Here is a 14,105-nt window from a genome sequence, read left to right as displayed (position 1 = left end):
GCTGCTTGGCTGGTCAGGGGGCGGGTGGGCTCAAGGGGAGCAGGCCGCGCTGGAAGGCGACGGCTACGGCGGCCGCGCGGTCGTTGACGCCCAGTTTGGCGTAGATGTGCAGCACGTGCGTCTTGACGGTGGCCTCGCTGATGAACAGGCGGGCGGCCGCCTCCCGGTTGGTCGTGCCCTGCGCGATCAGGCCCAGAATCTCCAGCTCCCGCGCGCTCAGCGGGTCGGCGGGGGCGCGCACCTGGCCGAGCAGGCGGGTGGCCACCGACGGCGCCAGCGCCGCCTCGCCACGGGCCGCCGCCGCGACGGCGCGCACCAGCTCCTCGCGCAGGGCGTCCTTGAGGAGGTAGCCGGTCGCGCCGGCCTCGATGGCGGGCAGGACGTCGCTGTCGGTGTCGTACGTGGTCAGGACGAGCACGCGCGCCTTGAGGCCCAGCCTGGCCAGCTCCTTGATGGCGGTGACCCCGTCCATCCTGGGCATCCGCAGGTCCATGAGGATCACGTCCGGCTCCAGGACCCGGGCCAGCTCGACCGCCTGGGCGCCGTCGCCGGCCTCGGCCAGCACCTCGAAGCCCGGGTCGCCGGCGAACATGCCGCGGATGCCGTCGCGGACGATGGGATGGTCGTCGGCTATCAGCAGCCGGATCGGGGCCTCAGGCACTCGGGCTCTCCCTGGTGACGGCGGACGTGGCGGGGACGACGGGGACCTTGGGGACATTCGCGGGGACCGCGGGGACTCCAGGGGCGACAGCGGGGACCGCGGAGATGACGGCGGGGACCGCGGGGACTCCAGGGGCGACGGCGGGGATCGCGGGGACTCCAGGGGCGACGGCGGGGACCGCGGGGACGACGGCGGAGATCGCGGTGCCGCCGCCCGGCTCCGACTCGATCTCGAAGGCGCCTGCCAGGCGGGTCACCCGCTTGCGCATCGACGCCAGCCCGTAGCCGCCCCCGTCGAGGGCGCGTTCCTGGTCGAAGCCGCTCCCGTCGTCGCGCACGTCCAGGCTGACCACATCCTCCATGTACGACAACGTCAGCCCAGCGCGAGCGGCCCCCGCGTGCTTGGCGATGTTGGCCATGGCCTCCTGGGCGATGCGGAGCAGGGTGGCCTCCACCTCCGGATGCAGGGACCGTACCGTGCCGGTGGTGGTGACCTCCGCGCGCACGCCGGTCAGCTCCGACCACTTCGCGGCGATCTCGGCGAGCGCGGCGGGCAGCGGAGCGGACTCCAGCGGCCCCGGCTGGACGGCGTGCACGGACCTGCGGGCCTCGGCCAGGCTCTCGCGGGCCAGGCCCATCGCGTGGTCGAGGTGCCGCCGCCAGGAGGAGGGGTCCTCGTGGGTGTGGGCGGCCGCCTGGAGCTGGGTGATGATGCCGGTCAGTCCCTGGGCGAGGGTGTCGTGGATCTCCCCTGCCATGCGCTGCCGCTCGTCGAGCACGCCGGCCTCGCGGGCCTGGACGAGGAGCTGGGCGTGCAGGCCGGCGTTCTCCCGCAGCGCCTCCTCCAGCCGCGCCACCATCCGCTTGCGCTCGGCGCTGCGCTCGGCCGTGACGTCCCCGACGAAGCTGAACAGGCTCACCACCGCGACGATCGCGGCGACGAAGAACACATGCGTGAGGATCGCGGCCGGGGTGCCCGGCAGGCCGCCCCGGTAGGCGGTGACGCTGATCGCCGCGGTGGCCGCCACCCCGGCGAACCTCCACTTCCCGCTCAGCATGCTCCAGGAGTGGAGATATCCGGTGAAGGCGAAGAAGCCGGCGAACCACACCCCGCGCGTGCACAGCACCCCGATCAGGATGACCAGGCCGGCCACGTAGACGTTCGGGTGGCGGGGCCAGCCGGACGGGGCGAGCACCGCCATCCAGGCCGCGGCGAGCGCCGCGAGGCCGAAGGTGGCGAGCTGGTACGTCCACGGGCGGTCGCCGGTGAGCCAGGACAGCGTCATCGACACCACGAGCAGCAGGTACGGGACTCCGCGCAGGAGCCGCTCCAGCAGCCGTTCCCAGCGGTCCAGCCGGGCGGCCGTCCCTGTCGTCATCCTCACTCCCAGCGGAAGAACCTGGCGGCGGCAAGGCTGATGATCACCGCGTACGCGGCCATGACGCCCAGCAGCAGGGGGTTCGGCGACACGCCCGCCCAGACGTCCTGGAGAGCCTGCCTGAAAGCCCCCAAAGGGGTGTATTCGCCGACACGGGCCAGGATAACCGGCATCTGGTCGGCCGGCTGCATCAGACCGGCGAGATAGGCCAGCGGGAAGTACAGCAGCACGCCCACCCCGTTCGCGGTCCGCCCGTTCTTCGCCACGGCGGCGATGAGCAGGCCGACGGCGAACATCGCGGCGGTGCCGAGCAGGAAGGCCGCGGCGACCGGCCCGGCCTGCGCGGGCATGTGCGCGCCCAGGACGGTGCCGGCGACGGCGACCAGCAGCCCGCAGGCGGCCAGCGCGAGGACGAACTGCATGATGAGCTGCACCACCAGCATGCTGCCTGGACGTACGGGGGTGGCGGACAGGCGGCGCAGGATGCCCCGTTCGCGGTAGGTGGCCAGGGTGGTGGGCAGCTGGTACAGGCCCACCAGCCCCACGGCGATCGCCAGCGTCATCGGCAGGAGCACCGTGTCGCCCGGCTCGATCGAGCTGCCGAAGACGACCAGGATGAACAGCGGGATGAGGACCGTGAAGACGGAGCCCGGCTCGCGGGCCAGCAGCTTGAGCTCGACGGTGGTGAGCTTGGTGATGACGGACATGTCGTGATCTCCTCAGAGGTGCATCGAGCGGCCGGTCAGGGCGACGAAGGCGTCTTCGAGCGTGCGCTTGTCGATGCGCAGGTCGGCGACGGGGATGAGGTTGCGGGCCAGGGCCGAGGTGACGGCGGTGGCGAAGTCGCCCCGGCCGGTGACGGTCACCTGGTTGCGGTCGCGGGTCACGCCCGAGACGCCGGGCAGGCCGCTCAGCAGGGCGGCCGGGTCGCTGTCGTCCCCCGCCATCAGCGTGAACCGCAGCTCGTGCTCGGCGTCGATCCCGTCGATCAGCTCGGCCGGGCTGCCGGTCGCGACGATGCCGCCCCGGTCGAAGACCGCGACGCGGTCGCAGAGCTCCTCCACCTCGTCCATGAAGTGGCTGACCAGGACGACGGTGACGCCGGACGCGCGGACCCGCTTGATCAGCTCCCAGGTGGCGCGGCGGGCCTGCGGGTCGAGCCCGGTGGTGAGCTCGTCGAGAAAGGCCACGCGCGGGCCGCCGACCAGGGCGAGGGCGATGAACAGTCGCTGCTTCTGGCCGCCGGACAGCTTGCCGAACCGGGCGTCGCGCTTGTCGGCCAGGCCCCACTGCGTCAGCAGCTCGCGCCAGTCGCGCGGCTTGGCGTAGAAGGAGGCGTACAGGTCGAGCGCCTCCCAGACCTTGATGTTCTCGGGCAGTTGCGTGTCCTGGAGCTGGACGCCGATGTGCTCGCGCAGTGCGCGGCCGTCGTTGACCGGGTCGAGCCCGAGCACCCGGATGGTTCCGCCGTCGGCGCGGCGCAGGCCCTCCACGCATTCGACGGCGGTGGTCTTGCCGGCGCCGTTGGGGCCGAGGAGGCCGAAGATCTCGCCTTCCTCGACGGAGAACGAGACGCCGTCGAGGGCTGTGTGGTCCGCGTACCTCTTGGTGAGGCCGGTGACGTCGATGACTGCCATGGATCAATCATGATTTTCCAGCTCACGATGGGGATCGCCCTGCTGGTCATGTTCTGGGGTGAATGCGGATGATCCGGAAATCCACCGTTCGGTTGATGGCCCGAGGCGCCCGCCGTGTGCTGGGGAGTCTTGCCGGGACCTTGCCGAAGAGGTGGCGGAGCGGACCCGGGCGTCCGGGCCGCGCCACGGTGGAATGGGCGGTGTCGTGGAAGGCGGGGATGTCGAAGTGCTCGATGAGATCCGGGCCGGTCGTGAGGCCGCGGGCATGGCGCTGGTGGGCGAGGTCGGCGCGGTCGCCGAGGCCGCGGCGGCCATGTCGGGACGATTCCGGCGCGGCGGCCGGCTGCTGGCCGTCGGCCGCGCCGAGGCGGCCGCGGACGCGGCGCACGTGGCGGTGGAGTTCACGCATCCGGTGATCGTGGGCAAGCCCGCGCTGCCCGCGCTCTGCCTGGGCGCCGAGCCCGCGCTGCTGCCGATCTGGGGACGGCCGCAGGACATCGCCGTCGGCGTCCGGCCGGCCGTCGGCGACCTGGCCGCCGCCCGCTCGCTCGGCATGCTGACCGTGGCCCTGACGGTGAACGCGACGTGCGCGGAGGCGGATCACGTGCTGGCGGCGCGCAGCGCGGATCCGCTGGTGGCGCGGGAGATCCACGTGACGATGTACCACCTGTTGTGGGAGCTGGTGCACGTGTTCCTGGAGTCGGAGGCGCAGACGTGAGCGAGGACCGGAAGGACGATTGCGACTCCTGCGTGACCTGCGGCGACGTCGCTGTGCAGGTGCGGGTCGTCGGCCTGCTGCCCGGCGGAATGGCCACGGTCGACACCGGCATCGGCGCGGGCACAGACGCGACCTCGGGTGCTGGCGCCGACGCGGGCGAGGTCGGTGAGGAGATCAGTGTGGCGCTGGTGGCGGCGCGGGTCGGTGACATCGTGCTGGTGCACGCCGGCGAGGCGATCGCCGTACTAGGAAGGGAGGAGGGGTGACGGAGACGCTCTATCCGTTCCTGCGGCGTGACCCGCTGGACGTGACGGCCTCCACCGCCGCGAAGGCGCGCGAGAGCCTGGAGCTGCGGCGGCGGGTGCTCGACGAGATGGCGGAGCCGCTGGCGCGGTGCGCGGCGGCGCTGACCGCCGCCTTCCGCGGCGGCGGGCGGCTGTTCGCCTTCGGCAACGGCGGCAGCAGCACGGACGCGCAGTCGGTGGCGGCGCTGTTCACCGGGCGCGGGCTGCCCGCGGTGTCGCTGGCCGGGGACGCGGCGCTCGTGACGGCGCTCGGCAACGACGTCGGGTTCGACGTGGTGTTCGCCCGCCAGCTCGCCGCGCTCGGCGGCACGGGCGACGTCGCCTGCGCGCTGTCGACCAGCGGCGGCTCGGCGAACGTGCTGCGCGGCCTGGCTCAAGCCGGGAGCCTGCGGATGGTGACGATCGGCTTCGCCGGCTCCGGCGGCGGGCGGATGGCCGAGGAGGGGCTGGCCGAGCACCTGTTCGTCGTCCCGTCGTCGTCGGTGCACCGCATCCAGGAGGCGCAGACGACGCTCTACCACGTACTGGCCGAGCTGGTGTCAGCAGATGCGCGGTAGCGGATCGCCGACGAGGACGTCCACCACCCGGGTGCCGCCGAACGCGGTGCGCAGCAGGACCAGCCCCGGCGGGTCGGCCGTGACCGTGCCGGCGATCGCGGCGCCGGCGCCCAGCGGGTGGGTGCGCAGCACGTCGAGCGCCTGGCCCGCGTGCTCCGCGCCGACCACCGCCACGAAGCGGCCCTCGCAGGCGACGTAGAGGGGGTCGAGGCCGAGCAGCTCGCAGACGCCGGTCACCTCAGGGCGTACCGGGATCTGCTCCTCCTCCAGGACCACGGCCACCTCCGAGGCGCGGGCCACCTCGTTGAGCACGGTGGCCACCCCTCCCCTGGTGGCGTCCCGCAGGCATCTGACGTGCTGCGGCAGCGCCTTGAGCAGGTCGGAGACGATGCCGTGCAGCGGGGCGGTGTCGGACTCGATCGGCGCTTCGAGGTCGAAGTCGCCTCTGGCCAGCATGATGGCGGCGCCGTGCGCGCCGATCGGGCCGGAGACGATGACGGCGTCCCCCGGCCGCGCGCGTGAGGCGGACAGCGTGACGGGGTGCTCGACGAGCCCGACCCCGGCGGTGGTGATGTAGCAGCCGTCGGCCTTGCCGCGCTCGACGACCTTGGTGTCGCCGGTGACGATCGTGACCCCGGCGGCCGACGCGGCGGCGGCCATCGAGTCGGTGACCCGCCGCAGGTCGGCGACCGGGAAACCCTCCTCCAGGATGAAGCCCGCCGACAGGTGGACCGGCCGCGCGCCGCACATGGCCAGGTCGTTCACGGTGCCGTTGACGGCCAGGTCGCCGATGTCCCCGCCGGGGAAGAACAGCGGCGAGACCACGTACGAGTCGGTGGTGAACGCCGTCTGCTCGCCCCCGATCCGCAGGAGCGCGCCGTCCTCCAGCGGGGCCAGCATCGGGTTGCGGAACGCCTCCAGGAAGACGGCCTCGACCAGGGTCTGGGTGGCCTTGCCCCCGGCGCCGTGGGCGAGCGTGATGCGCTCCTCCCTGACCACGGGCTTGCGCCGCCGCATCCGCTCGATGCGGTCGAGCACCTGCTGCTCCTGGATCACGTCCGGCTCGCCTCCTCTGCCAGCGGCTCGCGCGCCGCCGCGGTCATCCGCTCCCGGCTGAACCGCCCGAAGTTGTAGTACGCGGCGCAGGCTCCCTCGGAGGAGACCATGCAGGTCCCGATCGGGGTCTCCGGTGTGCAGGCGGTGCCGAACACCTTGCACTCCCACGGCTTGAGCACGCCCTTGAGCACCTCGCCGCATTGGCACGACTTGGGATCGGCGATGCGCAGCCCGGGCAGGTCGAAGACCCGCTCGGCGTCGAAGGCGGCGTACTCGCCCGCCATGGTGAGCGCGGAGTGCGCGATGAAGCCGAGCCCGCGCCACTCGAAGTGCGGTCGCAGCCGCATCACCCGGCCGATGGCGGACAGCGCGATGGGGTTGCCGGCCCACGGGACCACGCGGGCGTACTGGTTCTCCACCTCGCAGCGGCCCGCGGCGAGCTGGCCGAGCAGCATGTGGACCGAGGTGAGGATGTCGAGCGGCTCGAACCCGGCCACCACCAGCGGCTTGCCGTAGTCGCGGGCGATGAACTCGTACGGCCGGCAGCCGATCACCGCCGAGACGTGGCCGGGCCCGATGAACCCGTCGAGACGCAGGTCCGGCGAGTCGAGGATGGCCTTGATCGCCGGAATGATCATGACGTGGTTGCAGAAGACGGAGAAGTTCGTCAGCCCTTCGGCCTCCGCCCGCAGCACCGTCATGGCGGTGGAGGGCGCGGTGGTCTCGAAGCCGATGGCCATGAACACGACCCGCCGGTCCGGGTTCGCCCGCGCGATCTTGAGGGCGTCCAGCGGCGAGTACACCATCCGGATGTCGGCCCCCGCCGCCTTGGCGTCCAGGAACGAGCCCGTCCCGCCGGGCACCCGCATCATGTCGCCGAACGACGTCATGATCACGCCCGGCTGGCGGGCGATGTGGATGGCGTCGTCCACCCGTCCCATCGGGATCACGCACACCGGGCAGCCGGGCCCGTGCACCAGCTGCACCTCGGGCGGCAGGTGATCCTCCAGGCCGTGCTTGTAGATGGTGTGGGTGTGGCCGCCGCACACCTCCATGAACGTGTACCGGCGCCCGGGCCGGCAGCTCGCCGCGATCCGCTCGGCCAGCGCCCGCGCCCGGCCGGCGTCGCGGTACTCATCGACGAACCGCATCGGTCCCCCTCCGATCTGCGATCTCCATCAGGAGCTCAGCCGATGTCCGAGCCGCGCAGCGCGTCCAGCTCGTCCTCGTACGGCTGCCCGAGCCCGTGCAGGTAGTCGAGCACGGCCTGCGCCTCCTGCTCCGAGATCTTGGACAGCGCGAACCCGACGTGCACCAGCACCCAGTCGCCGAGCTGCAGGGCCTCGTCGGCGAGCAGGCCGATGTTGACGCGCCTGCGCACGCCGCTGACGTCCACCGTGGCCAGGTCGGCGTGCTCCTGGAGGAACTCGACCAGCTCACCTGGGATGCCGAGACACATCGGCCGCTCCCTCGCCGTAGGTGACCGACTCCAGGATCAGCTCCTCGCCGCCGGTGAGGTGCACGCCGTCGTCGCCGCAGACCGGGCACGCGGCCAGCGGGTCCACCGACTCCGAACGGCTCCCGCACGCGCCGCAGCCGACCGTCATCGGCATGACGACCAGCTCCACCACGGCGTCCTGGACGGCGGTGCCGGTCGCGGCGAGCGCGAACGCCTGCCCGAAGGCGTCGTCCACGACCGCGTGCCGGGCGCCGATGCGTACCCGGGCGGCCGTGACCCGCCTGCCCATCGCCTGCCGCTGGATCAGCTCGACGAGGCCCTCGCACATCCCGATCTCGTGCATGCCGCCCTACATTCGCTCGATCTTCATATACCGGCGGATCTCCGGCCATTGGTGGATGACGATGGCCGCCAGCCCGCAGAGCACGAGCAGCGTCACCATGCGTGACTTCCTCATCTCACAACACCTCACTGCGGTAGCCGATCGCGGGAGCTCGGACCGGCGCTTTCCGCAATCATGTCCATAACCAGGGAGTTCACTAGGCCGGCCGCTTCGCCGACCATCGCGCGTACGGGCTCGCTCAGCTCGAACAGCGCCTCGTCCACGGTGGCGGGCTCGCAGCAGACGACCCGCACCAGGGCGGGCAGCCGGCCGAGCCGCCTGGCCAGGCGCAGCACGCTCACCGGGTCCATGCCGTGCCCCTCCACCGGCGCGCCGTCGTCGTCGCCGGGCAGGTCGGGGTCGAGGACGGTGAGCGTGCCGGGGGCGTGACCGCGCGGGGCCGCGTCCACGAAGATCACGGCGGTGTAGTCCCGTTGCAGGGCGTAGGCCAGGTCCATGCCGCGGATGCCGAAATCTACGACGTCCACGCCCGGCACGCACGCCTGCTCGACCAGGAGGCGGGCCACCTCGACGCCGAAGCCGTCGTCCCCCAGGAAGACGTTGCCGATGCCGGCGACCAGGATCCGGCCGCCGGCCGGGCGCCCTTCGTCTTCGCCCAGCGGCTCGATCTCCGCCGCGGAGTAGAAGAACCGGTGCCCCGGCATGCGGGCCTCACCCAGGTCCCGGCCCGGGTCGCCGGCGAGCGTGACCGCGACGTGCAGCGCGCCGTCGTCGCTCTGTTCGACGCTCTCCACGATCGCCTCGCAGCCGTCGAGCACCAGGTCGAAGATGTCGGCCTGGCTTCCCGGCCGCAGCCGCACCCGGCTGCCCGGGCCGATCGCCGTGCCGTCCACGATCACCTCGGCGGGGCCGCGCCCGGCCATCCGCGTCCAGAACTCGGTCATGCCGTCGGCTCCGTCCTGCGCATGAGGCCGTGCAGGCGCATCAGGTCGTCCTGGGTGAGCGCGGCGCAGCGGTCGAGGATCTCGCGTCCCCGCGGGTCGCCGTCGCGGATCTCCTGTTGCTCCTGGTCGCTGAGCGCCAGCACGCTCAGGGTGAGGAGCTGGTCGATCTCGGTCGCGTCGAACAGGTCGCCCGGACTTTCCGGGGCGATGCGCGGGTGGTCGTACAGGATGATCGGCGCGGCCAGCACGGTGTGGCGGTCGCCTTCCGGGCCCGCCAGCACCGGCCAGACGCCTTCGTTGCGGCAGGCCGCGGCGTGCTCCCGCAGGTCGTCCGGCGGGTCCATGAGTGAGACGAACCGGGCATCCGGGGCGTGCAGCACGATGTGCGCGGAGACCAGGGCGCGGCGCATCGCGTCGGCGCGGGTGCCGCCCGGCCAGGGTGTGGTGTTGACCACCTCGGCGGTGATGCGGAACAGGCCGGGCCGCAGCCGCCGCGCGGCCACCTCGACCCGGCCGCACAACGCCTCCCAGGCGTGCGCGACCGGCTCGGCAGGCGGGCCGTCTGGTTCGGCACGCGGGCCGTGCGCTTCGGCGAGCGTGCCGTCCGGCTCGGCGGGCGTGCCGTCCGGCTCGGCGGGCGTGCCGTCCGCGCATGCCTGCGCGGCGCCGCGGCGGCCTGCGGGGATGTCGATCGTCGTGCGGGCGGGGTGGTGCGGCAGCTCGTCCAGGATCAGGCCGGGCAGGCTGAGCTCGCGTTCCCGGGCCTCCTCGCCGGACGCGGGGCGGGCGCCGGCGGCCGGCCCGCCGTCGTGCGGTTCGCGGGTGACGACGTGCAGGAATCGCACGCGTACGTCCACCGTGTCGCCGGGTTCGGCCTCGACGAGACATTCCGTCCGCATCCGCCACGGATTCCCGTCATGGGCCCTGCCGTACGCCTCGGGGTGGACGCCGCCGATGGTCCAGCGGTGCCGGTTCTTCAGCGACGACGCCCGATACGGCCACAGCAGGTAGCCCTCGTACAGGACGGCCTGCGCGATCTGCCGTACATGGTCCATGCGTGCTCAGCCTCCGCTCGTCTCCAGCAGTGACCGCACCGCGTCGTCCCAGCCGGGCAGCGTGTGCCGGGTCCTGTGCGCGTACAGGCGGTCGAACGTGTCGCGCTCCAGCCGGATCCAGGCGGTGCGCGGGAAGTGACGGTCCATGAGCTCCTTCCACACGGTCACCGGCATGCGGAAGTCCGCCTCGGTGTCCCAGGGGAGGCAGGCCGCCTGGAGGCGTCCGTCGTCCAGGTAGAAGACGGTGCCGGTGAACAGCAGCCGCAGCGGCACCTCGCCGTCGGGCAGCCCGTGCAGGTATTTGGCGGCGGCCACGTCGAAGTCGTACGTGCAGGGCACGGTGACCTGCGCGATCGTGCCGCCGGTGAAGGCGGGCACGTGGGTGACCGTCTGCGTCCAGAGCAGGCTGGACAGGTTGCGGTCCCACGCCTCGGGCGGCCCGAACAGCTCCTTGAGCCGCTGCCGGGCGTCCTCGTCGTAGCCGCGGGCGGTGGCGTCGATGCGGATCTGGGTGGTCAGCGTGAGCGCCCGGACCTCCGGCTCCCCTTCGCCCTGGTGCGAGCCGGGCAGGGCGCTGACGTTCAGGGCGAAGCGCAGGGCGGGCGCGGCGGCGGGTGCGACCGGCTCGACGCCGCGGACCTCGATCCGCAGAGCCGGTGCCTGTGGTGGTGACGGTGACATGGCCGGCGCGTTCAGGCGGGTGACAGGTTGGGCATGTCGGGGTCGATCGGGTCGTGCTTGGCCGGGTTGATGCCCGTCGAGCGCCTGGCCGTGGAGCTGCCGTCGGGCAGGTGGCCGTCCTGCTTGGCGTAGTTGCCGGTGGCGTTGCCCTCCTTGACGCCCTTGACGTGGGAGGTGGTGTCGGGGCGCACGTCCCGGCGGCCCGTCCTGATCGGCTGCTTCTTGCTCACGCTGGGCTCCTGGAGTCGTCGGCGGCCGGCACGGTGACGGCCCGCCCGCCGAGTGCGGTGAAGAATTCGGTGACGCGCTCGCGCACTTCCCGGCCGCCGGTCAGGCCCCGCCAGTGGGTGCGGATCGTTCCGACGAGGGCGTAGCAGTCGTCCACGGGGACGGTCCACGCGCCGTGGTCCTGGTCGACGAGCAGCGCCTCCACGTCGGGCTGCAGGTGGGCGAGCACCGGATGGTCACGGCACAGCGCGGCCCACGCCGGCTGGTCGGTCGCCGCGCGTACCGCGCCTGCCGGGCTCGGGTAGAACTGGACGACCTCCGCCGCGGCCGAGTCGGGCACCAGGAACACCGTGCGTACGGGAGCGCGCAGCCGCGCCCAGGCCGGCTGGTCCAGGGCGAAGCCGCTCAGCCGGCGGCGGCGCTCGGGCAGCAGGCGGTAGTGGCCGCCGCCGGCCGCCGCGTGGTCGAACAGCACCTGGCAGGCCCGGCACGCGCACCGCAGCTCGCGGGCGGGCAGCTCCAGCAGGTGGCGGTGGGTGGCGGGCAGCGGCTCGCCGCACATCGCGCACGGCTGCTCCTGTGCCGGCGCCTGGGGCGGGTGCTCCCGCGCCTGCGCGGCGAGCCGGCGCAACAGGCCGCTCATGGCGCCCGCGTCCCGGCGCGAACCGTCAGGCCGCCGGGCTGCGCCTCAGACCGGGCCTCAGGCTGGGTCTCAGGCTGGGTCTCAGGCTGGGCCTCAGGCTGGGCCTCAGGCTGGGCTTCAGGCTGGGCTTCAGGCTGGGCTTCAGGCTGGGCTTCAGGCTGGGTCTGGGCCTGGGTCGTCTGGCGGACGGTCAGGCTTTCGATCGGGATCAAGGGGGAATCGGGGTGTTCGAGCTCGATCTCCACCCGTTCGATCTCCGGGGCCGCCGCACGGACCGCCGCACGCAGCTCCGGCGCCGCCGCGGCCGCCGAGGAGCGGCAGCCGGTCGGCCGGATGCGCAGGCGTACGAGGTCGCCGTCGATCGCGAGCACGTCGGCGGAGCCTCCGGCGAGCGCCGCCTCGACGCGCGCCCGGATGTCCAGCGGATGCAGGTCGTGCAGCAGGAGCAGCGGCGAGACCAGCTCGTCGGCGGCCAGCCGGGCCGCCGGCTCCTCCCCCACGAGCTGCATGACCCGTCCCAGCCCCTCGCCGTACAGGTCGAGCAGCTCCTTGACGAGCTCGATCGCGGCCGGCCCGGCCTCGTCGAGCATGGCCTCGATGCGTCCGATGCGCTCGTTCATCCGCCCGTCCCCCATCCGCCGGCACCGGCGCCGAACGTCGGCGAGTGCACCTGCTTGAGCTCCTTGCCGCCGCCGAGGTACATGTGCACGCCGCACGGCAGGCACGGGTCGAAGCTGCGTACGGTGCGCATGATGTCGATGCCCTTGAACGAGTCGGGGCCGTTCTCCTCGAAGATCGGCAATCCCTGCACCGCGTCCTCGTACGGCCCCGGCGTGCCGTACACGTCGCGCGGGCTGGCGTTCCAGGGCGTCGGCGGGTACGGATGGTAGTTGGCGATCTTGCCGTCGCGGATCACCATGTGATGCGACAGCACCCCGCGCACGGCCTCGTGGAAGCCGCACCCGATCGCGTCCTCCGGCACCTCGAAGTCGGTGAACACCTGCGTGCGCCCGGCCCTGACCTCGGCCATCGCCTGCTCCAGGAAGTACACCGCCATCCCGGCCGCGTACGCCACGAAGTAGGCGCGGGCGCGGTTGCGCTCGATGGTGTTCGCCCAGCGCGGAACCTTCCACTCCAGCCGCGTCTCGGGGAAGCCCGCGCTCTTGGGCAGGTTGATCTCCACGCTGTGGCCGGTGGCGCGCACGGTGCCGGTGTCGACGAGCCCGGCCAGCGCCGTGGACCACAGCCGGGCCAGCGGGCCGCCGCCGGTGTCGAGCGCCAGGTGGTCGCCGGTGCGTGAGTCGTACCAGCGCGGGCTCATCACCCAGCTGTAGTTGCCGCCTTCCAGGTCGCGCTTCTGCGGCTTGGGCAGCGTCGTCTGGTTCCACGGGTGGCGCTGGTCGACCGGGTTGCCGAGCGGGTCGTGGCTGACGAACGTGGTCTCGGACTCCCAGTCGTCGTAGTAGGAGCTGCCCAGCAGGATCCTGATGCCGAGGTTGATGTCCACCAGGTTCGTCGTCAGCAGTTCGCCGTCCAGGACGATGCCCGGCGTGACGAACATCTGACGGCCCCACTCGCCCATGGTGCGGTAGTCGTAGTCGACGACCCCGGGGTTCTGGAAGGCGCCCCAGCAGCCGAGCATCACCCGCCTGCGGCCGACCTCCTCGTAGCCGGGCAGCGCCTCGTAGAAGAAGTCGAAGAGGTCGTCGTTCATGGGGACGGCCTTCTTGACGAAGTCGAGGATGCGCAGCAGCCGGACCAGGTAGTCGGTGAACACCTGCGGCGTCGCCACGGTGCCGACGCCGCCCGGGTAGAGCGTGGAGGGATGCACGTGCCTGCCCTCCATCAGGCAGCACATCTCCCGGGTCACCCGGCTCACCTGCAGCGCCTCGCGGTAGAGGTCGCCGCTGAACGGGTTGCAGGCGCGCATGATGTCGGCGATCGTCCGGTAGCCGTGGATCCCCGAGTTGGGCGCCAACGTGGTCTCGGCGCGGCGCAGCAGGCTCGGGTTGGTCTCCTTGACCATCTGCTCGCAGTAGTCGACGAAGACCAGGTTGTCCTGGAAGAGCGTGTGGTCGAACATGTACTCGGCCGCTTCGCCCAGGTTGATGATCCAGTCGGCCAGCGGCGGCGGCTTGATGCCGTAGGCCATGTTCTGGGCGTAGATCGAGCACACCGCGTGGTTGTCGCCGCAGATGCCGCAGATGCGGCTGGTGATGAAGTGCGCGTCGCGCGGGTCCTTGCCCTTCATGAACACGCTGTAGCCGCGGAACAGCGACGAGGTGCTCCTGCACTCGGCGACTTCGCGGTTGTTGAAATCGATCTTGGTGTAGATCCCCAGGTTTCCGATGATCCTGGTGATCGGGTCCCAGGACATCTCCACCAGCTCGCGGGCCTCGCCCGTCTGCTGAGGGGCCCCCGCCGTCCGGGTCGTCACTTC

General features: G+C 72.2%; 19 protein-coding genes. 3 read left to right on the top strand and 16 right to left on the bottom strand.

Translation table 11 applies throughout. The annotated features are described in order from the left end of the window. Positions 1-13 precede the first annotated feature (13 nt). Genes ABEA43_RS16050 through ABEA43_RS16035 form a run of 4 tightly spaced genes read right to left on the bottom strand, consistent with a single transcriptional unit; the run spans position 14 to position 3,676 of the window. Positions 14-661: a response regulator gene (locus ABEA43_RS16050; RefSeq protein ID WP_345562501.1), complete on the bottom strand. Its 648-nt coding sequence runs from the start codon at positions 659-661 to the stop codon at positions 14-16. Further along, positions 654-2,039 (bottom strand): sensor histidine kinase, encoded by a 1,386-nt coding sequence (locus ABEA43_RS16045; protein WP_345562500.1) that lies wholly within the window; start codon positions 2,037-2,039, stop codon positions 654-656. The genes ABEA43_RS16050 and ABEA43_RS16045 overlap by 8 nt, the downstream gene beginning before the upstream one ends. Positions 2,040-2,041: 2 nt before the next feature. Next, on the bottom strand, positions 2,042-2,746 hold the full coding sequence (locus tag ABEA43_RS16040) for an ABC transporter permease (RefSeq protein ID WP_345562498.1): 705 nt from the start codon (positions 2,744-2,746) through the stop codon (positions 2,042-2,044). Positions 2,747-2,758: 12 nt separating this feature from the next. Then, positions 2,759-3,676 carry an ABC transporter ATP-binding protein gene (locus ABEA43_RS16035; RefSeq protein WP_345562496.1) on the bottom strand — a complete coding sequence of 306 codons (918 nt, stop codon included), beginning with the start codon at positions 3,674-3,676 and terminating at the stop codon, positions 2,759-2,761. A gap of 226 nt (positions 3,677-3,902) precedes the next feature. On the opposite strand from ABEA43_RS16035, the gene ABEA43_RS16030 reads away from it, so the two are divergent. The 3 genes from ABEA43_RS16030 to ABEA43_RS16020 are packed head-to-tail and all read left to right on the top strand — an operon-like array spanning position 3,903 to position 5,256. Then, positions 3,903-4,394, top strand: coding sequence for a phosphoheptose isomerase (locus tag ABEA43_RS16030; RefSeq protein WP_345562494.1), 492 nt, complete (start codon positions 3,903-3,905; stop codon positions 4,392-4,394). Beyond that, positions 4,391-4,660 (top strand): HypC/HybG/HupF family hydrogenase formation chaperone, encoded by a 270-nt coding sequence (locus tag ABEA43_RS16025; RefSeq protein WP_345562492.1) that lies wholly within the window; start codon positions 4,391-4,393, stop codon positions 4,658-4,660. Before ABEA43_RS16030 ends, ABEA43_RS16025 begins: the two co-directional genes overlap by 4 nt. After that, positions 4,657-5,256, top strand: coding sequence for a D-sedoheptulose-7-phosphate isomerase (locus ABEA43_RS16020; RefSeq protein ID WP_345562490.1), 600 nt, complete (start codon positions 4,657-4,659; stop codon positions 5,254-5,256). The genes ABEA43_RS16025 and ABEA43_RS16020 overlap by 4 nt, the downstream gene beginning before the upstream one ends. Here the strand turns inward: ABEA43_RS16020 and hypE are convergent. Genes hypE through ABEA43_RS15965 form a run of 12 tightly spaced genes read right to left on the bottom strand, consistent with a single transcriptional unit; the run spans position 5,239 to position 14,102 of the window. Continuing rightward, positions 5,239-6,312 (bottom strand): hydrogenase expression/formation protein HypE, encoded by a 1,074-nt coding sequence (hypE, locus tag ABEA43_RS16015; protein WP_345562488.1) that lies wholly within the window; start codon positions 6,310-6,312, stop codon positions 5,239-5,241. The two genes, ABEA43_RS16020 and hypE, sit on opposite strands and share 18 nt — an antisense overlap. Next, a complete protein-coding gene (gene hypD, locus ABEA43_RS16010; RefSeq protein WP_345562487.1) occupies positions 6,309-7,463 on the bottom strand; it encodes a hydrogenase formation protein HypD in 1,155 nt (384 codons plus the stop codon). The genes hypE and hypD overlap by 4 nt, the downstream gene beginning before the upstream one ends. 35 nt (positions 7,464-7,498) lie before the next feature. Further along, on the bottom strand, positions 7,499-7,771 hold the full coding sequence (locus tag ABEA43_RS16005) for a HypC/HybG/HupF family hydrogenase formation chaperone (protein ID WP_345562486.1): 273 nt from the start codon (positions 7,769-7,771) through the stop codon (positions 7,499-7,501). Continuing rightward, positions 7,749-8,114, bottom strand: coding sequence for a hydrogenase maturation nickel metallochaperone HypA/HybF (locus tag ABEA43_RS16000; protein WP_345562485.1), 366 nt, complete (start codon positions 8,112-8,114; stop codon positions 7,749-7,751). The genes ABEA43_RS16005 and ABEA43_RS16000 overlap by 23 nt, the downstream gene beginning before the upstream one ends. A 6-nt stretch (positions 8,115-8,120) precedes the next feature. After that, on the bottom strand, positions 8,121-8,228 hold the full coding sequence (locus ABEA43_RS68185; protein WP_425570261.1) for a DUF6893 family small protein: 108 nt from the start codon (positions 8,226-8,228) through the stop codon (positions 8,121-8,123). Between the two features lie 11 nt (positions 8,229-8,239). Continuing rightward, on the bottom strand, positions 8,240-9,058 hold the full coding sequence (locus ABEA43_RS15995) for a hydrogenase maturation protease (RefSeq protein ID WP_345562484.1): 819 nt from the start codon (positions 9,056-9,058) through the stop codon (positions 8,240-8,242). Further along, positions 9,055-10,113 carry a hypothetical protein gene (locus ABEA43_RS15990; RefSeq protein ID WP_345562482.1) on the bottom strand — a complete coding sequence of 353 codons (1,059 nt, stop codon included), beginning with the start codon at positions 10,111-10,113 and terminating at the stop codon, positions 9,055-9,057. Before ABEA43_RS15990 ends, ABEA43_RS15995 begins: the two co-directional genes overlap by 4 nt. Positions 10,114-10,119: 6 nt before the next feature. Next, entirely contained in the window at positions 10,120-10,794 is a 675-nt protein-coding gene (locus ABEA43_RS15985; protein ID WP_345562481.1) for a DUF6084 family protein, read from the bottom strand. An 11-nt stretch (positions 10,795-10,805) separates the two neighbouring features. Then, positions 10,806-11,024 carry a hypothetical protein gene (locus tag ABEA43_RS15980; RefSeq protein ID WP_345562479.1) on the bottom strand — a complete coding sequence of 73 codons (219 nt, stop codon included), beginning with the start codon at positions 11,022-11,024 and terminating at the stop codon, positions 10,806-10,808. Further along, positions 11,021-11,665 (bottom strand): DUF5947 family protein, encoded by a 645-nt coding sequence (locus ABEA43_RS15975; protein ID WP_345562477.1) that lies wholly within the window; start codon positions 11,663-11,665, stop codon positions 11,021-11,023. The genes ABEA43_RS15980 and ABEA43_RS15975 overlap by 4 nt, the downstream gene beginning before the upstream one ends. Continuing rightward, a complete protein-coding gene (locus ABEA43_RS15970; RefSeq protein WP_345562476.1) occupies positions 11,662-12,285 on the bottom strand; it encodes a hypothetical protein in 624 nt (207 codons plus the stop codon). The genes ABEA43_RS15975 and ABEA43_RS15970 overlap by 4 nt, the downstream gene beginning before the upstream one ends. Then, positions 12,282-14,102: a nickel-dependent hydrogenase large subunit gene (locus tag ABEA43_RS15965; RefSeq protein ID WP_345562474.1), complete on the bottom strand. Its 1,821-nt coding sequence runs from the start codon at positions 14,100-14,102 to the stop codon at positions 12,282-12,284. Before ABEA43_RS15965 ends, ABEA43_RS15970 begins: the two co-directional genes overlap by 4 nt. Positions 14,103-14,105 lie beyond the last annotated feature (3 nt).

This window comes from Nonomuraea rosea (assembly GCF_039539705.1).
Lineage (GTDB): Bacteria > Actinomycetota > Actinomycetes > Streptosporangiales > Streptosporangiaceae > Nonomuraea > Nonomuraea rosea.
The sequence above is the reverse complement of the archived record's forward strand: the minus strand, read 5'-3'. Positions and strand labels throughout refer to the sequence as shown.